Annotated in this window: 18 protein-coding genes and 1 pseudogene; 10 read left to right on the top strand and 9 right to left on the bottom strand. The window is 40.5% G+C overall.

The features are described 5' to 3' along the window. Window positions 1-14 precede the first annotated feature (14 nt). From QNI22_RS33195 to QNI22_RS33185, 3 genes are all read right to left on the bottom strand, one after another. Window positions 15-473: a tetratricopeptide repeat protein gene (locus QNI22_RS33195; protein ID WP_314518058.1), complete on the bottom strand. Its 459-nt coding sequence runs from the start codon at window positions 471-473 to the stop codon at window positions 15-17. A gap of 17 nt (window positions 474-490) precedes the next feature. Further along, the gene (locus QNI22_RS33190; RefSeq protein ID WP_314517768.1) at window positions 491-2,089 is read right to left on the bottom strand and encodes a tetratricopeptide repeat protein; all 1,599 of its coding nucleotides are present in this window, start codon (window positions 2,087-2,089) and stop codon (window positions 491-493) included. A 406-nt stretch (window positions 2,090-2,495) separates the two neighbouring features. Then, entirely contained in the window at window positions 2,496-4,961 is a 2,466-nt protein-coding gene (locus QNI22_RS33185; protein WP_314517764.1) for an ATP-binding protein, read from the bottom strand. Window positions 4,962-4,989: 28 nt separating this feature from the next. Between QNI22_RS33185 and QNI22_RS33180 the strand changes: the two genes are divergently transcribed. From QNI22_RS33180 to QNI22_RS33135, 9 genes and pseudogenes are all read left to right on the top strand, one after another. Beyond that, window positions 4,990-5,316 (top strand): hypothetical protein, encoded by a 327-nt coding sequence (locus QNI22_RS33180; protein ID WP_314517762.1) that lies wholly within the window; start codon window positions 4,990-4,992, stop codon window positions 5,314-5,316. Window positions 5,317-5,685: 369 nt separating this feature from the next. Then, window positions 5,686-8,049, top strand: a complete 2,364-nt coding sequence (hsdR, locus tag QNI22_RS33175) for an EcoAI/FtnUII family type I restriction enzme subunit R (protein ID WP_314517760.1) — start codon at window positions 5,686-5,688, stop codon at window positions 8,047-8,049. 5 nt (window positions 8,050-8,054) lie between these two features. After that, window positions 8,055-9,161, top strand: coding sequence for an FRG domain-containing protein (locus tag QNI22_RS33170; RefSeq protein ID WP_314517758.1), 1,107 nt, complete (start codon window positions 8,055-8,057; stop codon window positions 9,159-9,161). Window position 9,162: 1 nt separating this feature from the next. Further along, window positions 9,163-10,595, top strand: a pseudogene (locus QNI22_RS40405) (N-6 DNA methylase). 55 nt (window positions 10,596-10,650) lie between these two features. After that, window positions 10,651-12,051, top strand: coding sequence for a restriction endonuclease subunit S (locus QNI22_RS33155; RefSeq protein WP_314517752.1), 1,401 nt, complete (start codon window positions 10,651-10,653; stop codon window positions 12,049-12,051). A 21-nt stretch (window positions 12,052-12,072) separates the two neighbouring features. Further along, a complete protein-coding gene (locus QNI22_RS33150) occupies window positions 12,073-13,824 on the top strand; it encodes a hypothetical protein (RefSeq protein ID WP_314517750.1) in 1,752 nt (583 codons plus the stop codon). Window positions 13,825-13,931: 107 nt separating this feature from the next. Further along, complete coding sequence (locus tag QNI22_RS33145; protein WP_314517747.1) at window positions 13,932-15,212, top strand: AAA family ATPase; 1,281 nt, start codon at window positions 13,932-13,934, stop codon at window positions 15,210-15,212. Then, complete coding sequence (locus tag QNI22_RS33140; RefSeq protein WP_314517743.1) at window positions 15,209-16,042, top strand: HNH endonuclease family protein; 834 nt, start codon at window positions 15,209-15,211, stop codon at window positions 16,040-16,042. The genes QNI22_RS33145 and QNI22_RS33140 overlap by 4 nt, the downstream gene beginning before the upstream one ends. Before the next feature lie 559 nt (window positions 16,043-16,601). Beyond that, window positions 16,602-16,763, top strand: a complete 162-nt coding sequence (locus tag QNI22_RS33135; RefSeq protein WP_314517740.1) for a transposase — start codon at window positions 16,602-16,604, stop codon at window positions 16,761-16,763. 123 nt (window positions 16,764-16,886) lie between these two features. Here QNI22_RS33135 and QNI22_RS33130 read toward each other — a convergent pair whose 3' ends face one another. From QNI22_RS33130 to QNI22_RS33105, 6 genes are all read right to left on the bottom strand, one after another. After that, window positions 16,887-17,516, bottom strand: a complete 630-nt coding sequence (locus QNI22_RS33130; protein ID WP_314517739.1) for an MSMEG_1061 family FMN-dependent PPOX-type flavoprotein — start codon at window positions 17,514-17,516, stop codon at window positions 16,887-16,889. A gap of 260 nt (window positions 17,517-17,776) precedes the next feature. Further along, entirely contained in the window at window positions 17,777-18,469 is a 693-nt protein-coding gene (locus QNI22_RS33125) for an SH3 domain-containing protein (protein WP_314517737.1), read from the bottom strand. Window positions 18,470-18,702: 233 nt separating this feature from the next. Beyond that, entirely contained in the window at window positions 18,703-19,137 is a 435-nt protein-coding gene (locus tag QNI22_RS33120; protein ID WP_314517733.1) for a hypothetical protein, read from the bottom strand. Between the two features lie 416 nt (window positions 19,138-19,553). After that, on the bottom strand, window positions 19,554-19,916 hold the full coding sequence (locus QNI22_RS33115) for a hypothetical protein (protein ID WP_314517732.1): 363 nt from the start codon (window positions 19,914-19,916) through the stop codon (window positions 19,554-19,556). A gap of 216 nt (window positions 19,917-20,132) precedes the next feature. Continuing rightward, a complete protein-coding gene (locus QNI22_RS33110; protein WP_314517729.1) occupies window positions 20,133-20,486 on the bottom strand; it encodes a peptidoglycan recognition protein family protein in 354 nt (117 codons plus the stop codon). Window positions 20,487-20,605: 119 nt separating this feature from the next. Then, the gene (locus tag QNI22_RS33105) at window positions 20,606-21,421 is read right to left on the bottom strand and encodes an RpnC/YadD family protein (protein ID WP_314517727.1); all 816 of its coding nucleotides are present in this window, start codon (window positions 21,419-21,421) and stop codon (window positions 20,606-20,608) included. Between the two features lie 123 nt (window positions 21,422-21,544). On the opposite strand from QNI22_RS33105, the gene QNI22_RS33100 reads away from it, so the two are divergent. Next, entirely contained in the window at window positions 21,545-22,684 is a 1,140-nt protein-coding gene (locus QNI22_RS33100) for an RHS repeat-associated core domain-containing protein (RefSeq protein WP_314517725.1), read from the top strand. The last annotated feature ends 103 nt before the right edge of the window (window positions 22,685-22,787 follow it).

Genomic DNA, 22,787 nt, shown 5'->3' with positions numbered 1-22,787 from the left:
TTACCAGGACTACTTTACTTTTTGGAAGTGGGCTTGCATAAGTTACAAGCTTCTTTATAGCCCAAAGAGCATGCTTTCGCATAGTCTGGACAGGCATCTTGTTTGAGGGTTTCTTTAATGACTCCTATGTTATAATACGTGTCTGCAAAATTAGGTTTGAGTGTGGTCACTTTGGTATAGTCTGCAAGTGCTTCCTGATACTTTCGCAGATTACTGAGTGCAACCCCTCGTTTAAAATACGATTCTGAATCATCAGGTTTGAGTTTAATCATTTGGGTATAGTCCTCTACCGCTTCCTGATAGCGTTGTGATTTGAGGTATACGTTCCCACGACTTACATAGGCATTGGCGTAATCTGGCTTAAGTTGAATCACCTTTGTCAGATCTGCCAGCGCCTCCGGATATCGTTGCAATATGTTATATATAAGCCCTCGGTTTAAATACGCATCTGTATACTCAGGCTTGAGTTGAATGGTTTTTGTAAAGTCTTCTACGCATTCTGATAACGTTGAAATTTAATGTACATGTTTCCCCGACTAAAGTAGGCTTCCGACAGATCAGGTTTAAGTTGAATCACTTTGGTATAGTCTGTAATAGCTTCCTGGTATTGTCGCAACTCACTGTACAGATATCCCCGATTAGCATAGGCATCTGTATAATCCGGCTTAAGCTGAATGGCCTTTGTAAAATCAGCAATGGCCTCCTGAGCGTGGCGTAATTGATAATAGGCCATTCCTCTGGTGAAGTATACTACTGCCATAGTGGGATCAAGCTGAATCGCTTTTGTGAGATCAGGTATCGCCTCCTGATAGCGTTTCGATTGGGTAAATATAGTCCCGCGATTGATGTAGGCTGCCAGATAATCGGGTTTAAGCTGAATGGCTTTGGTATAGTTTGCAATGGCTTCCTGGGTGTGTTGCAAATAAAAATGTGTACGTCCGAGGTTTGAATAGGCTTCGGCAATGTTTGGCTTGAGCTGGATAGCTTTTGTCAGATCAGCCAATGCTTCCTGATAGCGTCCTAACTTATTGTAGGCATTCCCTCGATTGACATATGCTTCCGCAAAATCTGGCTTGATCCCGATGGCCTTTGAGATATCTGTCATAGCCTCCTGAGGATGTTCTAACTCATTGTACAGGCTTGCTCTGTTATTATAGGCTTCCACATAGTCAGGCTTGAGTGTAATTGCCTGAGTGAAGTCGGCAATAGATTCCTGATAACGTTTTAATTGGGTATAGGTATTTCCGCGATTGAAATAGTATTCAGCCTTAGCTGGATCTATGTTGATGGCCTTGGTGTAATCGGCAATGGCTTCCTCGTAACGGTGTAAGGTTTCATAGGCAAGTCCGCGATCATTATATATACCTTTATAACCGGCATCGAGACTGATAGCCTGTGTGTAGTGGCTAATGGCATTTTGATAGTGTTGCGCCAAATGGGAGATAGCGCCTTTGACATAGTGCACACTTGCATTCTGACTTGTGGTACTTACAATTTGTCCCTTTGCTTCGGTATACCCTTCCAGAACAGATTTTTTTCTTGTTTCTAAACAGGCATGTTCAGACTGCATCTCATCCTTGCAATCCGGATGAGACATTTTCGTTAAATAGAATAGCGCTTGTTCCTCTGTGGCTCCCTGTTTTTCTAAAAGTAAACCAACATAGGCATCTGCGGCCCATTCATATTGTCGCAATACCTCTAACGGAGCCGATTGTTTATGTAGTGGCTGATTGCTCAAGTAGCGCCCGATTTCATAGGACAGTATACCTAATGCATTCCAGTCTACTTTATTGCCTGCAAAAGTTCTGGAAAGAAAACTTTTATTGTACAGAATGTAGCGAATGCCTTGCTCATCTTCATAGGCCAGACAGGTCTTAATTTTTGGACATTCTACCAGGAAAAGATTGAGTTCTTCATATTTGTTGATGGGAGCCAGGATGTGTTCGAAAACGGTATCTGTTTTGATGGATTGTGCACTGACTCCGGGTTTCTGGTTTTTCAGGCATATGCCTGCATCGGTAAGTTCGTTCTGTGCAAAACAGAATTGTACATGGGTAAGCAGTAAAAGCGATAAACAAAATCGCAACATTGGGATATGGGTTTAAAATGTGATTGGGGCAGTCTTGTTGATGTCGAGGCAGGTAACCTGTGTAGTTAGTATACAGTTTCTGTCGTTAGCTCGTAAATAAAAACCAGCAAAGGTAGTATTTGCCCTGCTCTTATTCAACAGGAAGTCTAAAGCCTTATCGTGTCCGATAACTTTTTCAATCTAGGGTTTTAGGGAAAAGGCACTGGTTCGAATAGGAAGGCACTGGTTCGAACGTCTGTTCTATATACTGTCAACTAAAAAAAACACTCATTCCTCCCTGTCCTTCTGAAAGAATCCTGTGACAAGACCGGCGATCTTTCCGACTGGAAATAAATTATTTTTCTCTCAGAACCCAGACAAGGCTCTATTTGTCACAAGTTTCTTTCAGAAGGACAGAAGAGAGAGTTTAGTGACTACCTTCCCTAGCCATACCCTCTATTGATTCAGGAGGTCGGCTGGTATCTTCTTGTCCTACTAGTGGAAAGCGAACGGTAAAGCGGGTACCTACATCTACTTGACTGTCTACGTGAATGCTTCCTCCCAGCGATTCTACCTGTTTTCTTACCAGATATAAGCCTATACCTCGTGAGTCGGCATGGGCATGAAACGTCTTGTAGAGGCCAAAGAGCTTGTGTCCGTATTTTTCCAGGTCTATCCCCATACCATTATCCTCGATCTCAAGCAGCACATTACCGTCTGCCTGCCAGGACGTAATTTTGATGTAGGGTGTTCTTTCCGGGGAACGGTATTTAAGGGCATTGGAAAGGAAGTTATGAAGAATACTTTCCATATACACCTTTGGATAGCGTAGAGACTCAACTGCAAGCTGTGGGTGAATCTGTGCGCCTGTTTGTTCTATATGGCTGGAAAGGTTTGCCATTTCCCGCCGGATAAGTTCTGGCAGGTCAATAAGCTCAAACGAAAGTTCTTTACTCTGATTCACTTTGAGTAACTGGTGCAGTTCCTGTAGCGTTTGTTTCATATGACCAGAAACCAGAGCAATTTTGTCCAGCACCAGTTGAGCCGTGTCAAAATCTTCCTGGTGGTGATACAGCCCGAGCAGTCCCTGGATGTTGTTTAAGGGGGCAATCAGATTATGGGAGGCAATATGTGTAAAGTCTTCCATCTGTGCATTCTTACCCTCCAGTTGCGTATTGAGGTCACGAAGTTTTTCGGCCTGGCAGGTAAGCTGAATACTCACGACCGTTTTACCCAGCGAGCGAATCCGTTCAATCTCCAGTTCACTCCAGACAGCCGATTTGCCCTCAATGGCCTGTTCCCATTTGGCAAACGACTTTCTCGGATGCAGCCTTTGTTCTGAATCCATCTGTAACGACTTATCGGGGTTACCTGCCCAGGTGATGGTCTCCTTGATCTCTGGTTTAAAATACAGAATATATTCCTGATTGTGTCTGGATAGCTCCAGCAATAGCAAGCCACTGGCTACCTGTTTAAACCCAAAAGCAGGAGGATACACTTTATATAACTCCTGTGTATGGTACACCTGTGGCAATGTCTGCTCACTCGCCCACTGAACCAGCTTTCGGATGGCAGCCTGACCGGGACATTTTCCCAGCGTCGTTATTTTGCCATTCAGCACCAGGGCTGCTCCTGTAGCAGAGGACAAATCAAGTAAAGTAACAGGTTTTACAAATAAACTTTTCTTAATGTTCAGGCTTTCCTCCATCTTCTGTATAAGTGTCTTTTCCACCTGTTTATAGGTCTGGTCCAGTTCCTTATCGTCCTTCTCTTTAGCTGAGAGAATGCAGGAGGCATAGTACTGGGTAATCAGGTTGGCCGTAGTGCGCTGGTAGTAGTCAATCAGACAGGGCGATTGGTGATGACCGCATATGAGGCCCCACAGATTGCCTTTCACCAGGATCGCAATGGATACAGTGGCTCCTACCTCCATATTCTGTAAGTACTCCAGGTGAATTTCAGAAGGGTTTCGCAGTTCGGTACTGCTGACATTGGTAGGCTTGCCTGTACGTGGATGCAAATAGGGTATAAGGGGAACACTTTCTGCGGCTACATCTACAATCTGCCGGATACCTTTCTTTCTGAGCATGGCGCGTGCTTGTTCGGGGATATCACTGGCCGGAAAATGATGATTGAAATACGACTTTACTCCTGGCTTTACTTTCTCTGCCACCACATGTCCATGCCAGTCCTCGTCAAACTGATAGATCATTACCCTGTCGTAATCAAACAATTGCTGAATTCGCTCGGCGGCTACCAGGGAGAGTTCGTTAATCGTATTTTTTTGGCTTAGCTGCTGAAAAGTAGCTGCCTGGTGAGCATTCAGTTGGGTAAGCTGGGTAAGGGAGTGATGATGGGTAGGCTCTAATTCCAGCAGCAGTTTATCTTTCAGATCATGCAGCAACGCTATGTAGTGCTTTTCCTGTATGACTACTGGAAAAGGAGAGGCTACCATTTCTTGTGCTGCCGAAGCTTCACCGAATGAGCTGATCTCCGCAAGCACTTCTTTAGGCAATAGCTTCTCATAGGACATGTTCAGACACTGTTCAGCCGCGATCCCTGTAAGCAGATGTATATTTTCGCTTACCTGAGCGATTGTCTTACGCTCGGTATCCAGAACCAGCAAAAATCCATGGGCCTGAATGGTGCCAATGATGTGAATAGGTTCTTTGTCACAATTGGACTGGTCAATTTGTAAATGTGGATAGTTCTTCATCGGAACAGGCCCCTTATATGCCTGAGCTATTTTGTGTATAGTATGTGTACTGTGGAATGACCTACAAAACGTAGTAAGCGAGAAATGAAAGAAAAGGATAAAAATTCGCGCCAGAGTGTAATGAGTAGGTTTAATATGGGAAGTGACGGGAGAGGTAACGTTGTAAAAAATCTTCATTTTTGTATTCTACTCTTTTTGTGAATTCATGAAGCTACTCTCCACCTATGTGAAAAGTGCCTTCTGGTGGGGCTTTATTCTGCAGGCTTTGTTTTATGTACTATCTCTGATAGCGATTATCCTAGCTATTCCTGTTTTAAATTATAGGCGGCCTGCTCGTGATGGATGGTGGTTTGTTTTAGGTCTGAATCTTTTTCTACTGGGATATTTGCTTCTTTTCATCAACTCATTTATTGGGGTTATGAAGCCTTCTTATCAGGTTAACAAGGGATCAATGTTAGCAAACGGATTGTTTGTAGGAGGAGTGATACTATGTTGGCTTATACGTTTCTATCAAGTTAACTATAGCCATTAAACATGTATACATGGCATTTTAAGTTCTCAGCTTACTTTTCTGTTTTGACAGTTTAGTGTATATCTCCCTTCGATTATCGAATCATTTTATCGCATATCCTATACAAAAGCTGGTAATTATTGTAGAATTTAGTTAGTGTTCATGTAAGGTTTTTGTGAAGTTATGCGTTTGAAAGTCAGTCATTTCTGTCTCAGTACAAACCTAATACTATCAGACCCTTTTCTTATATGTATGATTTATTGAATTTTTGTATAATAGATAGAGAAATATACCTGCTTCCGGGTATTGTATGTGAGGTCATTATCTTTGATATTGCATTCTTAAAGTAACGCCTCTATTTAGCTTGTTTTACTCTGTAAGAAAGAGAGTATGATTTCGAAAAAAGACCTCTCAGAACGGGACATCTGTACCAAGTTTATCACCCCTGCTATCCGAAAAGCAGGGTGGGATATACAGACACAAGTATTGGAAGAAGTTAGCTTTACAGATGGACGTATCCTGATTCGTGGTAAGATGGTAGGTCGTGGTAAACAGAAAAGAGCTGATTATATACTCTATTATAAATCAAATATTCCCGTTGCTATTGTTGAGGCGAAAGACAATAAACACACGGTTCGGGCTGGGTTACAGCAAGCTATTGAGTATGCCCAGATTCTGGATATTCCCTGTGTATTCAGCAGTAATGGTGATAGTTTTTTGTGGCATGATCGTACAGCTACAGGCGAAGATCTGGAAACCGAGATAGATCTTGATAATTTTCCTTCACCTCAGGTGCTTTGGGAAAAATACAAACAATACAAAGGAATCTCTACTGAGGAAGCTGAACGGATTGTTTTACAAGACTATTATACCGACATATCAGGTAAACGTCCACGGTACTATCAGCAGATTGCCATTAACCGAACCATTGAGGCTATTGCCAAAAAGCAAAACCGTATTATGCTGGTTATGGCAACAGGAACAGGCAAAACGCTTACTGCCTTTCAGATTGTATACCGCCTCTGGAAGGCCGGAGTAAAGAAACGAATCCTGTTTCTAGCCGACCGAAAAATTCTGGTGTATCAGGCAGATAAGACATTTGACTACTTTAAGAATGTAAAGACTACGGTAGTGAACCGAAAGGTAGATAAGTCGTATGAATTGTATTTTGCATTGTACCAAGGCTTATCCAGTAGTGAAGAAGAAAAGAATACCTATAAACAGTTCTCCCCTGATTTCTTTGATCTGGTGATTATTGATGAGTGTCATAGAGGTAGTGCCAATGAAGACAGTGCCTGGCGGGAGATTCTGAATTACTTTAAAAAGGCTACCCATATTGGTCTGACTGCTACCCCGAAAGAAACGACAGAAGCTTCTTCCAGTGAATATTTTGGTGATCCTATCTATACCTACTCACTGAAGCAGGGTATTGACGATGGTTTCCTGGCTCCTTATAATGTGGTGCGTATTGGACTCAATGTAGACTTAGACGGGTACCGACCTGAGAAAGGCAAGCGGGATAAGTATGGCTTACTAGTAGAAGACCGGATCTATAACCGCAAGGACTTTGAAAAGAACCTGGTGATTGACGAACGGACGGATCTGGTAGCCCGGAAGGTGGCAGAGTTTATGAAGGTTACAGACCGCTATAGTAAGACGATTGTATTCTGTGTGGACATTGACCATGCCGAACGTATGCGAAGTGCGCTGGCACGTCATAATGCGGATCTGGTGAAGGAGAACTATAAATATGTAATGCAGATTACAGGGGACAATGAAGAAGGCAAACGGGAGCTGGATAACTTCATTAACCCGGAAGAACGCTATCCGGTAATTGCCACTACATCCAAGCTGATGACAACGGGTGTAGATGCGCAGACCTGTAAGATTATTGTACTGGACAGCAACATCCAGTCGATGACGGAGTTTAAGCAGATCATTGGGCGGGGGACACGGATCAATGAGGAGTTTGGAAAGCTGTATTTTACGATTCTGGACTTCCGGAATGTAACTGACCTGTTTGCTGATCCACAGTTTGATGGCGATCCTATTCGGGTGAAAGAGCTAGGTGAAGGGGATGATATAACAGATGTGCTGGAGGATGAGATAGATGGCGAACCAGAAGACATTGAAAGGGAAATTAAGCCTGTTTCCATTCGGATGGCTGGGACTATTGTACAAAGTCCCGGACGAAAGGTGTATGTTAATAATGTGGATGTATCGGTACTCATGGAACGGGAGATGTTTTTCGACTACCAGGGCAAGCCGGTTACTTCGAGTCTGAAAGACTATACTGCAAACACGATTAAAAGCGAATACAAGAGTCTGGATGAGTTTTTAAGCAAGTGGAATACCGCAGAACGTAAAAAAGCTATTATTGAAGAACTCACTGAAAAAGGCATTCCAGTTGAGCAACTACAGAATGCCATAGGCCGTGAGCTGGATCTGTTTGACTTGATTTGCCATGCCGCCTATGACATGCCTCCACTAACTCGTCGTGACCGGGCCAATAACGTAAAGAAGCGTAACTACTTTACCAAATACGGCGAAAAAGCTCGTCAAGTGATTGAAGCATTACTGGAGAAGTATGCCGATGAAGGGGTGGAGACTATTGAAGATACGAAAGTACTGAATCTGGACCCGTTTAATAAAATGGGAACGCCTTTGGAGATTATTAAGGTGTTTGGAAGTAAGGAGAAGTACTTACAGGTTATTAAAGAGTTAGAAAAAGAATTATATCAACTAAATGCATAAGTCGAATGAATTTACCCGAATACAAAACCTTATCAGAAAAAAAAGAATATTTTGTCTCATATCAGATAGATGATTGGGAAAGTCTTAAACAGATTATAGATCAGTACTATGAAGATAGTAAAGAAATCTCTATTGAAGATGTTTCCGCCCCAGAAGAAGAGGTAGATTATAACATTCTCCCAACGGATTCAGACTCTGAAGCTATTCAAAAAATTATTATCAAGGATCAGGAAAGACATGCGAAGCGTAAAACCATACCTATTTTCAGAGGAATGCATGCGGCCAAATACAAATTATATACATCATCCCAACGATACTGGGTTAAAAACAGCCTTTCAAGTAAGTATAGCAACATTGATGAGTTCATAAAAAAGCAAATTGATTTTGCAAAATCATACCAAAATAATCTTTTAGAGAACTTCTATAGTGCTTTTAATCATAAAGCATATGACTTGTCAATTTTAGGATTTCTTCAACACTATGGTGCTGGAACTCCTATTCTAGATTGGAGTCACAGGTTTAATAGTGCATTGTTTTTTGCTTTCGATGGCCTAAGTTCTTCTTATGATGACCAAGAGGATGGACTTGAAAAATATGTATCAGTTTATATGATTGACTTGGGAAAATCACACCTAAATATTCCCAATCTAATCGCTCATATAAATAAAAGTACTTCAGACATTGATGCAATTATAAAAAAATATAAAAATTTAAACCCTAATCATAGTTCTGTCACTTCCAAGATAGAAATGCTTGATTATAGTTATTTTAGTAGCTTAAAATTATTTTATATGCCTGGATATCTGGAAGGAGGACAAAAATTTCTTATTGAAGAAATTCCTGATTTTGAAGTGATATATAATCAACATAACTTAAATATAATTGCTCAGAAAGGGTGCTTTATGTTTAATAATTCTTCTGATAAACCTTTAGAGGAAATGTTTTTAGGTCCCAATAACGATTGGGACCTAAAAAAAATAACCTGCTATAATGTACATAAGAACTTAGAAACCCAGGTGAGGCAATACCTTGATAAGATAAATATAAATAAAGCGTTTATGTTTCCTGAAGAAGAAAAAATTGCAAAAATTGCTTTAAATAAATCTCTTTAATATGTCTAACCTCTCCGGTACTATAAAAACCATTCAGAACATCATGCGCAAGGATGCGGGCGTGGATGGGGATGCGCAGCGGATTTCACAGCTGGTCTGGATGCTGTTTCTGAAAATATTTGACGACAAAGAAAAGGATTACGAAATTCTGGAAGATAACTACCAGTCACCTATTCCTGAACCCTTACGGTGGAGTAACTGGGCAGCGGATGAAGAGGGCATTACAGGAGAGGCTATGCTGCGGTTTATTAATAATGAGTTGTTTCCAACGCTGAAAGAGTTGCCTGTTCGCGGACCTAAAGACCATGCGCAGATTATCCGGTTGGTGTTTGAGGATAGCTACAACTACATGAAGTCTGGTACGCTGATCCGACAGGTGGTCAATGAGATTAACAAAGGAATTGACCTGACTACTACTGAAGAGCGGCACTTGTTTAATGATATTTACGAACAAATACTGCGCGACCTGCAATCGGCAGGGAATGCAGGGGAGTACTATACCCCTCGGGCAGCTACTCAATTTGTGGTAGAGATGGTAAACCACACCTGGGTGAAACAGTGCTTGATCCGGCTTGTGGTACAGCTGGATTTTTGGTCAATACCATTGAACATATCCGTACTACTGATGGTATCCAGAGCCTGGAAGATCGCGAAATGCTGCAAAATAGTATTAAAGGAGTAGAGAAAAAGCCTTTGCCTCATATGCTAGCAACTACCAACCTCATTTTGCACGGCATTGAGCTACCCGGTATTCGGCATGACAACCTGCTTTCCAGAGCCTATACCGAATGGAGTAACAAAGACCGTGTCGATGTCATTCTCAGTAACCCTCCCTTTGGAGGAATGGAAGAAGATGGTGTAGAAGCCAACTTTCCGCAGAATTTTCGTACCCGTGAAACAGCCAATCTGTTCCTATACCTGATCGTTCACTTGCTAAAAGACAAAGGCCGGGCTGGTGTCGTATTGCCTGATGGCTTCTTGTTTGGGGAAGGTGTGGCTACGCGTATTAAGGAAATGCTACTAGAGAAGTGTAATCTGCATACAATTGTACGCTTGCCTAATGGCGTGTTTGCTCCCTATACAGGGATTAAAACCAATCTGCTATTCTTTCAGAAAGGCGAACCTACCAAAGAGATCTGGTATTTTGAGCATCCTTATCCGGAAGGAGTAAAAAGCTATAGCAAAACGCGTCCACTGAATATTAAGGAATTTGATTTGGAAAAAGCCTGGTGGAATAATCGGGTAGAAAATGAATATGCTTGGCGAGTGAGTGTAGAGGATATTAAAAAGCGGAATTATAACCTGGATATCAAGAATCCAAAGGTGACAGAAGAAGAACAGACGTATACTAGTCGTGAGTTGCTGAATAAGCTGCATGATTCGTTTGAGAGGAGTGAGAAAATATTGACACAGTTACGTTTAGAACTATCTTAGTTAGAAAATACTAGAAGATAAAGTATACTTACTCTTTTTAAAATTATCATAATAAATGACTTGGCAGAAAATTAAGATAAGAAAGATACTTACAGAAAGTAAAGTACCATCAGATAGTCCCGATCCAGACAAGAGAATCACCGTGAAATTAAATGTAAAAGGAGTGGAGAAAAGACCATTTGAAAATGGAATAGAAGGAGGGACAAAATATTATATAAGAAGAGCTGGTCAATTTATTTATGGAAAGCAAAATCTATTTAAAGGGGCTTTTGGTATTATTCCCTCTGAATTGGACGGCTTTGAAAGTAGTTCAGATATCCCTACGTTTGATATTCATGAAGATTGTTTAAGTGAATGGATTTTTTATTTCTTAAAACAGGGTGATTTTTATAAATCTTTAGAGGGATTAGCGAAAGGAACAGGATCAAAACGTATTCATCCAGAACAATTTTTTGACATCGATATACCATTTCCATCTAGGGAAGAACAACAGGAGATCATTAAGAAAATTAAGTCTTTTGAAACCAAATATGATACTTTACAATCTGAACTTAAACTTCAATCAGAATTACTAACTCAGCTTCGGCAAGCTATTTTGCGGGAGGCCGTACAAGGTAAACTCGTACCCCAAGACCCTGCCGATGAACCTGCTTCAGAGTTACTAAAACGCATTCGTGCTGAAAAAGAGCAACTCATACGCGAAGGCAAGCTCAAGAAAGAAAAGCCCTTACCACCCATCACCCCCGAAGAAATCCCCTTCGAGCTGCCTCAAGGTTGGGTGTGGTGTAGGTTAGGAGATGTTACATTAAAATCTGAATCTGGAAAAAGTTTTACATGTGAGAAATATCCAGCTGAGTATCCGGAATGGGGTGTTATAAAAGTCAGCGCTATATCTTGGGATGCTTTTAATGAGAAAGAAAATAAGGCGTTATTACGTAATACACAGCCAACTTTGGCATATCAAATCCATGAAGGAGATTATTTAATTTCAAGAGCAAATACAGAAGATCTTGTTGGCAAAAGTGTAGTAGTTGGTAAAGTTTCCTTAAATGTACTTTTAAGTGATAAATCTATCCGCTTTCTCTTTAGTAGCAAAGTAGATAAACATTACATAAATCTATTGAACAATTCTTCTATAGCAAGAGAATATTATAAGGAAGTCGCAACAGGAACAAGTGACTCAATGAAAAATATTTCAAGAGAGCAGATGTACAGTTTGCTAATTCCTCTCCCACCTTTTGCTGAACAAAACCGCATTGTTGAAAAAGTAGAATCTCTGATGACTTTGTGCACCCAACTCGAAGCACAAATCACTACCAGTCAGCAGCAAGCTGAGCAGTTAATGCAAACCGTACTTCGGGACGCATTTACCAATCCGGACATAATGGAAGAAGCCGAATTGTTGGGAGAAGAAAAAGCTACATTATTTGAAACAGAGCAATTGCGGTTGTTCTAATATACAGAAACTAATACATTCATGAGTAGAACTAATATAACACCAGGAGCTTTTTTAGGATATTTTAATGGCTCTACTTCCAATCAGATAGTTTCAATAAAGGATGTAGAAATTTCTCAGCCAATTATCTTTGGCATTGTAAGGAATTTTCATTATGTAATAATTGAAAATGTCATGTTTGCTAAAGATGTGGAATTTAGATCAGTTGGACTTGGAGCTGGTATTAAATTTATAAATTGTGAATTTCAAGGCGAAATTAAATTTGACAATGTTACAGCTGTAGGACCTCCTCCAGATCATTTAATTGATAGCCACAATCTTATCTTTCAAGCTTGTAAAATAAATAGTTCTATAAAAATTTTTGATAGCAGTTTAGCTAGAGGAATAACTTTTACTGAGCAAACAAAAGTTGAGCATTTAATTTTTGAAAGGCTGAAATGTAGAGAAGGAAGTATCTTATTTGATGAGGTTACAGTTAATAAAAAGCTTGATATTGACGATAATAGAATAAGATATATTGAATTTCGAAAATCGAAAGTTTCATCAGGCGTTAGATTATGGCATAATGATGCGGATAGTATATCTTTTATTGAATCTGGGTTTGATAAGGATATTCAAATATCTAATGGAAGCCTTAATTCTATTATCTTTAATAATGGGGAATACAAAGATGATGTAAATATAAAGAATGTTGTACTTGTCGAAAATCTAACTGTCTACAACGATAACTTTAAAAGATCATTGATTTACGACTTTCACAAAGTCAGTAATCCATTAAAAAATATATACATTGATAATACTCAATTTGGAACTGCTTTAAGTGTAAAGGGTGCTAATCAATCAGTTAAAAAGATTACTATAATATGTTCACAAGGGTTAGTAGGAACATTTCAGGTAAAACAATGCCAAATCGACCACCTTGTTATCAAGAATGATAATCATAAAGGGAACATTGTCTTTAATGATTGCGATTTTGCAAGAATAGACTTCAATAGCTTTACTAACTATGGTAATCTAATTATCTCTTCTTGTAAGGCCATTTCAGGAAACAGCTCTCAACTTAACTTAATTAACTCAAACCTTGGAAAAGCCCAACTGTATGATTTCTCTTTCAGAAGCTTTACAGACCTCAAAATTATTAATTCAATTTTTAGTGAGATAGCTACCTTAGGCATAGACTGGTTCAATGATAACCAACTTTCTACATCTCTCCATGATACACCAAATATTAAAAGTATAAAGAATCTACAAAGCAAACGAGAAGTTTATAGACAGCTCAAGCAAGCTTCTGAAAAACAGGGAGACCGCATTCAGGCGTTGGAATTTCAAGCAAGAGAATTACAAGTATTTAAAGACTACCTTATTCTAAAACACAAAGGATGGTGGAATAACGACCGCCTAATTTTGTGGTTAGGTCAGACAAATGACTTTGGTTTGAATTGGGTCAAGCCATTAGGATGGGCATTAGTACTTACTACTCTGTTTTGGTTCTTTATAGTGATTGCAGCAACAAAGGAGTTAAGTTGGTTTCCTGCTACTTCGTCGGACGATCTTTGGGCTACCTGGAATGCCTTCACACATTGCAGCACAGTTTGGGCTCAGTTATTTAATCCTACCCGTTCATTAAAACAAATCTTTCCTGAGCCATCTAAGGTGATTCCTTGGCACTTGGATATGAATTTTGGTTTGTCCTTACTAGATGGGTTACATCGTATAATTATCTCTTTTTTCATCTTTCAAATCATTTCGGCCTTTCGAAAGTATGTAAAGTAGCTAATTTTGCGTCTCCTGACTAGTACGAGACGAGATTAGTACGAATAGATCATTATTTTATCCTAGAATATTCTTTCAGCAGCAGCTCAACCTGAATTTTAAAGCACATGTACATACAAAAAGTAAGTATCAAAAACATCCGATCCATTCAGCGCTTTGAAATGGAGTTTGAGAACCCTGCCGGCTGGCATGTGCTTATTGGAGACAATGGTGCCGGAAAGTCAAGTATCATTCGCTCTATTGCGTTAGGCCTGGTAGGTCCCGAAGAAATACTGGGAATCAAACCTAACTGGAATAACTGGATCACCTGGAAGGAAGACAATGGGAGTGTAGAACTAGGTATTGAACCAGAAGAGGGGATTGATAGTCAGGATAGTACATCTGGTATAGGCAAGAGTTTTACATTACAACTCAATTTCAGGAGAGATCCGGAGGGTAATGTGTTTTTTGATACAACCACAGGTGTACAAAATCAGGTGCCTGCTGCTCTCTGGAAAGGGAAGGAAGGTTGGTTTTCTGCCGGATATGGCCCTTTTCGACGGTTTTCAGGAGGCTCAACCGAAATGGAGAAGGTATTCGAGAACCCAGGGTATGCCCGATTAGCTTCCCATCTGAGTTTGTTTGGTGAAGATGTGGCGCTTACAGAGGCCACCCGATGGCTGGTTACTGTCAATTATAAAATGCTGGAACAGCGGGCAAACAATGCTTCCTATCGGGACTGGCTTGAAGATTTGAAACGTCTGATTAATTCTACTGATTTTTTACCGCACAATACCAGCTTACTCCGCATTAGTTCAGACGGCGTTGTATTCAAAGATGGAAATGGTGCTGAGATTTCGGTTATGCAGATGAGTGATGGATACCGGTCTATTCTCAGTCTGACACTTGAGCTAATCCGGCAAATGGTACGAGTATATGGGGAGGATAAAGTATTCAAAGATATCCGGGAAGATAGGATGATTATCAACCTGCCCGGAGTAGTGCTCATTGATGAAGTAGATGCCCATCTGCACCCAACCTGGCAAACCCGCATCGGGCAGTGGTTTACGAAATATTTTCCCAAGTTACAGTTTATTGTTACCTCACATAGCCCGCTGGTATGTAGGGCAGCTGAAAAAGGAAGCATCTGGCGACTGGCAGCTCCGGGTAGTGACAATGAATCGGGTCCTGTAACAGGCATTCAACGGGATCGATTGATTTATGGCAATGTGCTGGATGCGTATGGTACGGAGGTATTTGGAGAGAATGTATCTATTTCTGCACAGTCTACAGAAAAGATAAACCAATTGGCAGCCTTAAATATAAAGTCGGTAATGGGTACTATCTCAGCTTCAGAAAAGAAAGAATTACAGGATCTGAAAGCTATTTTTCCAACAGAAACCCTATGATAAAACTTCCTAATACGATAGCTCCTGCATCACATATACTTGCCAAACTGCAGGAGTATCAGGATGAGATTGATAGACTGACTACATTTACAGAAAGAAGTGAGAAAGCCAAAGCGGTCTTTGGTAGCCGGAATAAAATAGGAAACACCGTATTTGATGCCATCAAGGTAAAACTATCCGATATGTGTTCAGGTGCACGGCGTTGTGTCTATTGTGAAGATTCGGTAGGAGATGAGGTAGAGCACATTCGTCCTAAGGACTTATATCCGGGGGTATGCTTTAGCTGGACAAACTATGTCTATGCCTGTGGAAATTGCAATGGTCCTAAAAACAATAAGTTTGCTGTATTTCGTCACTCAGATGGGCAATTTGTAGAAGTAAATCCGCCACGTGGCCAACAGGCTGCAGAACCGCCTGCCGGGGATGATGCTCTTATTAACCCCCGCATAGAAGATCCCTTTGCCTATTGTATGCTGGATCTGATTTCTACTTTTCAGTTTGTCATCACCGCACCTGCTGGCACTCCCGAACACCAGAAGGCTGAATATACAATCAATACAGTGCTTAGGCTGAATGAACGTGAGTTTTTACGAAAATCCCGACGCAGCGCTTTCGAAAATTACAAAGCCCGGTTGTATCAGTATGTACATAAACGAAATGCCGGGGCCTCTGCCGGTAAGTTACAACTCATGCGGGAGGGAATTCAAACCGAGGCACATCCTACTGTATGGAAGGAAATGCAACGATACCACCGTCGGGGTATTCTGAGAAATGTAGACCCGGATCTGGACGATCTGTTTCTGGCTGAGCCAAATGCATTGAATTGGTAACACCATCAGATTGAACAGAGGCAAATGGTGTTGAATGAGGCGGGAAGGATGATTGAAAAATGGTATCAGGAATTATCTCAAAAATTTAAGGATATTCAATTGGGAGAATATATTATTATGCCCAATCATTTTCATTGTATTATCGAAAATACAGGTAATGTAGGGTGCACCGGAGCTTGCCACGAGCTGGCGTAGTGTGCGCCCTGTTTCCCGCAGACCGCATTTGTGATAATCGGATATCGTAGGGGCGATCACGCCAAGTCGTGACAGGTTGGCAGGTCGCCCTGGTTCCTTGCCGAAGGTCTGGGATTATACCGAACCCATGTAGGGGCAGGGCTTGCCCCTGCCCGGTTTCCATACATGAATGATTAGGTTTATCAGACATGATTTCGGATTAATTCCAGACTGGGTTTGTGCCAAACACGGGCACCCGCAAGGGGATGCCCCTACATTGTCGGAGTATCACAAACGCGGTCTGCAACAATCCGGGGAATCACGCCCATGTCGTGACAGGCACGCAGGTTCGCCCCTACATCGGGTAATTCAATGGTTTTAAACCATGACCACCAACGAATATATCCGGGGTGTGAAAGAAGGAAATTGGCCTTCATTTCCGGGCAAATTATGGCAACGTAATTATTATGAACACATCATACGCAATGCCCGTTCCCACCAGCAGATTGCCGAATACATTACCACAAACCCTTTACAATGGGAATAGGATACGTTGTATGCGTTATAAGGATATTGACCTGTCCAACACAAGTCATCAGCCGGTTCATACCTCACATGCAGGTTGTAGAGGAAGAAAGTAAGCTATCAACCTGCATGTGGGGTATACTTGTTAATACAAATTCGTTTTCTCATCCTTTTTTATGCGATCATCCAGTTCTTCGTAGGAGATGTCGAGCTTTCCATGGTCAACGAGTACCTTAGCCAGTGAGGGGACCGAATGCTCTTGTGTATAATCCGGATTTCTCCATAGGTTCGACCGGATCATACACTTGGCACAATGCATGAAGGCTTCTTTGACAGTTACAATGATGGCAAATGAGGGTAGCTTACCTTCACAGGATAACTGTTCCAGCACCCATTGGTCTGTGACTATTTTGGCTTCTCCATTGATCCGTAATGTTTCCCTGATTCCCGGAATTAAAAAGATCAGACCTATATGCGGATTTTGAATGATGTTTGTGAGGGTATCTGCTTTACGGTTTCCTGGCCTGTCTGGGATAGCCAGTGTTTGCTCGTCCAATATTTTTACAAAACCTGCAGGATCTCCTTTGGGAGATACATCAAAATTGTTGCTCAGGTCAGCGGTGGCAATGGTAATAAAAGGGGATTGTTCAATAAAGCTCCGGCAATGCTCATCGATATACTGGATTGTTTTTCGGGTAACGATCTCGTTGGGATATCCCATAATGTCCCGGAGTTCTTTTTCAGTAGTAATAATGTTGTCGAATGTCCATTCCATTAGTTTAGGGGTTTTAGATTCTGACAAAACGAGTGAAACTGTAGAAGTGTCTAATTTACATTTAATTTTTGAGGGTCAACATTTTTTATGTTTTTTTCTGTTAGTCAGGAGTGTATTTCGCTTTGGGATAAGGAATAGTATCCACCCTTTCTGTGTGAAGGACAGGCAATGTTTGTTTGGGCACATTGAACAGGGGCAAATGGTGTTGAATGAGGTGGTGGGTGATAGCAGGATTAGTACTAGCTATTGTTCTGTGTTTTTCAATCGATGGTTAGGATGGTTCTATGACTATACTTTCCTTCTTTAATGATCCATACAACTGTATATCCTCCTGCTCCGTCACTATTGAAACTACTGATATAGAGCTGATCCAACTGCTTATCATAATTCACTTTCGTATTAAACAAAGTAGGCTCAAACAAATTGGCAAGCGCTTTATCGGGTAGTTCTATTTGCTTAGTACCCATCCTGATTTGAATCTGACGATAGGCTACTGTAGGCAGATCTCCATCTTCCCCCCATACGGGTTTATGATCAATACTAATCACACTCTCTTTGTAAGTAGGATGATATTGAATGGTATGGGCACTTTTCACAAATGGCTTTGTGCTCAACTCAACCCGGATGCTATCTTTTTGAAGAACAATCGTATTGGTTTTCTCTTCCTTTACAGGAAGCGGATCTAAGGTTTCAATAAAGGTTACTCTTGAAGCATGTATATAGCCAGTAATTCTCTTCTCTTTTCTTTCCATATTTACAGGATACCAGTCTCCTTTCCGATCATGACAATAAAATACATCTGACTCAAGGGCTTTTTCCAGTATAGAACTGCTTGCATCAGGCTTACTACGAACATTGACATATCCATCCTTATCTTTTATTCTAGCCAGTTGTGCCCAAAGGCTGGTAGAACACAGAATGAGTAACACAGAGGCTATAGATACTTTCTTCATTTTGATCAGAACGAATAAAACAGAATAAATAAGGTGGATAGAAATACAATTTTAAAAAGACTCTATACTTGGTATTGGTGCTAAATCAAAAGAACCCTGTACACCTAAAAAAAGCATCTATTGCAGAGACAACCATACAGCGACTACAAGGATGGCTACCTGGCATTGCCTTACAGTCTGCTTTCAGTAACAACCTCCTGTTTTTAAGTAGCTTTATTTACAGACTGATTTACTTACTCACTAGTTTGAGTGTTTTTCTGAGTAAGACCCCAACCTGTCCTGACGATAAATAGAATGCTTACGATTGTGGGCCATACCAAAAGAAACCACTCTCCAGGTCGCTCTATGGTAAAAACCCTCTTCCAGTATAGTTCATATGGTCCAAGTAAGAGGACAAAAGAGGCTACTCCTGCTATGAGAAAGAATAACACCGATTTATCTGGTTTGTCAGCAAAATTCAGGGCAAGTTTGATCAAACCGATATAGCCCATTATCCCTAAAATAATTGTGATCAACTCTGTGATTCTTCCGTCTGAAATGGAGGCATTTTCCTCTTGGATGTTGTAGTGATTCAAAATTTCGACAATGCCTGGCAGGCGCATTAGAACTAAGCCTGTTGCCGGAATCAAAGCCGACAATAAAAGCAGATACTTTAGGATTTTATTCAAGCTCATTATTTTATCCTATAAAGTTTTATTGTCTAAGAAAGTGTTTTTCTTCTACGCTTGTGCCTCACTATTGAATACAGGCACTCCCTTTACAACCACCTTACTGAAGAGTTTAGATACTACACTGCTATATGAGAATATATAGGGAAATGCAAACCAGAAAGTAACCTTTTAAGCCTAATGGCAGGCAAATTTGGATGTAATTACGGGCAAGGTTTTTTATCAGTCAATACCTTACTTTAGGTATTTTTTATCTGCTGAGACAATTCTAGTTAGTTCAGTTTAACATAAGCGTCCGAATAAGAACGTTCAATTGTTTTAAAATTGGTTTCTCTATGGGGTAGGGAGTAAATCAGAGAACTTGCCTTCATAGTCTGAACTGTTTAGTTTCACTAATACATCTGAAGGGAATGAGGTCATTTTTTCGAAATGGAAAGAATAGTGATTGCCTGTTTATTTATGTATAGCGAACCTACGTGATCATCCAACTTGAGTGCTTTCAATTGACCATCAAAAAGGACAGGAATACTATCCTTTGTTTTGTAATTCAATTGTTCAACCTGCGTATATTCAGGATTACATACCTCATAAACATTCAGACGAAATCCTTCTGGTACAATGGAAACCTGCTTGCTGGTTTCGTCATAATAAAGTACTCCCGAAATATTGTTAACAGTCGATAATACAGGGCTATCACAACCATACTCAGGCTGTTTTTCCTTTTTACAACCACATAGGTACAAGGCTAAAGCCACGATAGTAACTATTTTTATTTTCATAGGGAACTATTGTTTATGTCTTGACACAAGATGTATGTAGATGGTTGCATCTGTGTCTGTTAATTTTATGACATAACGCATAAAAAATACGATTTCTTCCATATGAAAACACGTGATTGTAAGTGGTAACGGTCGGTAAAGAGAACGCAAAAGCCGACGGAATACAAGTCGGCTTTTGTATTTTTACTTCTTCCAGGCTTGTCTGAAATAGCTTTCCTACCTAAACAGATTACGCCATTCGATGGTATGTTCGGGAATGCCTAGTTGTTTAAGCCAAGTAGGTACGAAGAAGCTGGGACAGGCTTTGTTGGCAAATTGGTTATGTCCGGCGATCTGGATAGTAGGCGCATAGGCTAGCACTTCATGGATGATCGTTAGCATCGTTTCGCTTTGCTGAGGTGTGCGGGTGTCCTGGGCTTTGTGAAAGGTTTTGTCCAGTCCGCCTACATAGCATAAATGGCGGGAGATAGCGTTGATGCCTGCTACTCCGTTTGTGATCTCGAAAGAATCTATGGTCAGGTCGTTGTTATGCTTGACAAACTGGTGACGCGAGCCGTCTAGTAGGATCAAGTCAGAGTAGCCTACTTGTTTCCAGCCGTTGCCATAGGGTTTAGGGGCGGTGTGCCAGCGTTTAACCTCATCACCCGATATCTAGTGGCTGGCAGAGGGTGAGAATACTGCTAGAATGCTTATGGCTGAAGGCTTTTCTTCAGTTCTTCCACAAACTCTTCAGTGACATCAAAATAGGAGACTAGTTGCTGAGTCGTGAGAACGCCATCTTTGAGGAATTTGAGAATAGCTTCTGCTTTTCCTTTGCGTTCTCCTTTCTGTTCTCCTTTTTTGAAAAGAAAATCATCTTCTTCTTTGATATATTGTGTAATGGAGTCAATCATGAGTTCAATAAAAGGTGTTAGTTTACGCAAATTAGCTAATATCCGTAACTGTTGCAAGTGCCGGTTTAGTTCCAGTGAATTGGGTGAAGTCTGGGTCAATCGGTCCAAAATCTGTTGAGCAGCTTCTTGAGGTGCTGTATTTCCAAAATGACCTAGCACGGCAAAAACGACTTCATCCGCCTGATCTGAGGAGAGAAATAACGTATAGTTTACCTGCGAAAGTCTGACCAGATCAAAGAAGAATATCAATCCATATTGTTCGATACGGGTGGACATGGTAGGCACCGTATCCGAGAGAAACAAAACATACTGGCGAACTTCCAGTTTGTATTTTCGCATGAGTATAGACCTGTATTCGATCATGCGATAAACCATATCGGCTTCATCGACGAGTTGAAACTCGAGGTGCAAAAGAAACGTTTGGCCTTGTTTATCGGTTATTTTCAAGAGTTGATCAGGCTTCCGTTCCAGAGTACGTTGTAGGTCAACTGTTACTTTCTCATAATTGGCGACTTCAATATGAAGTACTTTCTCAACCAGAGCCAAAGTAACTGATTCGAGGTTTTCTTTGAATATTTTATCGTATTGATTCGCTTCTTTTTTTGAACTCATAAACAGGTGGCTTATCAGCGTCAAAAGTAGGGAATAATTTAGTGAGGTGTATAAAACAGCAATGTTTTACTATATACCTTATATATTTTGCAACTTGCATGAGACAGAGGTAAGGTAGAAAGTGTGCGTAAAGTAGGAGAAAGGACTGTGGTTACACAGGTCACCTATCAGTATGACGCAGCTGTTAACCGAACAGTAAAAGCCACTGAAACCAGAGACAATACGGGCAAGATAACCGAAGCAAAAACAACCTATTATGTACGGGATAACCAGGGTAATGTACTCTCCGTTTATGAAGCTGTAAGTACTACCAGCACTACAGTTTCTAATCCATTACAGAAAGAGATTTATTTATATGGTTCCAGACGTTTGGGATTATTAAAACCATTAACTAGCAGCACTGCTAGCAATACTATCTTTACTCGGAAGCTTGGTCTGAAAGACTATGAATTGACTGACCACTTAGGTGACGTACGAGCTGTGATAGGCGATTATCGCAGTGGAAATACTTTACAGGTAGCCTTGAAAAGCTATGCTAACTACTATGCTTTTGGGTTGGAGATGTCAGGTATGACTTATAATGACTATCGTTATGGCTATAACGGCAAGGAGAAGGATAAAGATTTCCAGAATAACTATGATTATGGATTTAGAATTTATAATGCGGCTGTTGGGAAGTTCTTGAGTGTTGATCCATTGACTGCAAAATTCCCTTGGTACACTCCTTATGAGTTTGCAGGAAATAGCCCTATTGGCCTTATTGATTTGGAAGGATTGCAAACTCCAACCCAAGCCAATACTCAAAGTATGACTAGAACAGATCCTATGCTATTAAGACAGATGGCAATGGATGCAGCTAAGGAATCTGCTTTGAGTGGAGGAACAAGTGTTCCTCGTCCACCACCTGTATCAACAGGACCTCAGTATATGCAAGATCAATGGGGTAATAGAGTTTTACTTCCTACTTATTATGTTTATCGTATTCCTATTGATATAAAATCTCCAAAGGCAACCAAAAAGGAATATGAAGATGCAGAGCAAATCTATGATGCAAACAATCCTCCGGGCTATCATGCTTATGCAAAATATGATAAAGATTATGAAGATACTAAAGAATGGGAAAAGTATAAAGATAAAAAGTTTATACCACAACAACCTACTAAAGTATTTGAAGCACCAGAAGAAGATCCTAATTATGATTATCTTTACCGAGCAATGAGTATAGAAGAATATAATAATATATATACTACTAGACAATTTTAAAAATAGTTGATTTTTTAGGAAAGCGCTTGAGCAGATACTCTCGAAAATCGACTAGACAAGTGAGCTTTTCTTTGAGTTTTTGTAGCCCATCACGAAAAACAGA

Source organism: Xanthocytophaga agilis, assembly GCF_030068605.1.
GTDB classification, from domain to species: Bacteria; Bacteroidota; Bacteroidia; order Cytophagales; family 172606-1; genus Xanthocytophaga; species Xanthocytophaga agilis.
This window is presented reverse-complemented; position numbering and strand designations above follow the sequence as displayed.

Coding starts and splice junctions, on each gene's coding strand:
- QNI22_RS33190 (WP_314517768.1), bottom strand. CDS start 2,089: ATGTTGCGATTTTGTTTATCGCTTTTACTGCTTACCCATGTACAATTC.
- QNI22_RS33150 (WP_314517750.1), top strand. CDS start 12,073: ATGAGTAGAACTAATATAACACCAGGAGCTTTTTTAGGATATTTTAAT.
- QNI22_RS33145 (WP_314517747.1), top strand. CDS start 13,932: ATGTACATACAAAAAGTAAGTATCAAAAACATCCGATCCATTCAGCGC.
- QNI22_RS33155 (WP_314517752.1), top strand. CDS start 10,651: ATGACTTGGCAGAAAATTAAGATAAGAAAGATACTTACAGAAAGTAAA.
- hsdR (WP_314517760.1), top strand. CDS start 5,686: ATGATTTCGAAAAAAGACCTCTCAGAACGGGACATCTGTACCAAGTTT.
- QNI22_RS33115 (WP_314517732.1), bottom strand. CDS start 19,916: ATGAAAATAAAAATAGTTACTATCGTGGCTTTAGCCTTGTACCTATGT.
- QNI22_RS33105 (WP_314517727.1), bottom strand. CDS start 21,421: ATGAGTTCAAAAAAAGAAGCGAATCAATACGATAAAATATTCAAAGAA.
- QNI22_RS33185 (WP_314517764.1), bottom strand. CDS start 4,961: ATGAAGATTTTTTACAACGTTACCTCTCCCGTCACTTCCCATATTAAA.
- QNI22_RS33125 (WP_314517737.1), bottom strand. CDS start 18,469: ATGAAGAAAGTATCTATAGCCTCTGTGTTACTCATTCTGTGTTCTACC.
- QNI22_RS33140 (WP_314517743.1), top strand. CDS start 15,209: ATGATAAAACTTCCTAATACGATAGCTCCTGCATCACATATACTTGCC.
- QNI22_RS33135 (WP_314517740.1), top strand. CDS start 16,602: ATGACCACCAACGAATATATCCGGGGTGTGAAAGAAGGAAATTGGCCT.
- QNI22_RS33170 (WP_314517758.1), top strand. CDS start 8,055: ATGAATTTACCCGAATACAAAACCTTATCAGAAAAAAAAGAATATTTT.
- QNI22_RS33180 (WP_314517762.1), top strand. CDS start 4,990: ATGAAGCTACTCTCCACCTATGTGAAAAGTGCCTTCTGGTGGGGCTTT.
- QNI22_RS33130 (WP_314517739.1), bottom strand. CDS start 17,516: ATGGAATGGACATTCGACAACATTATTACTACTGAAAAAGAACTCCGG.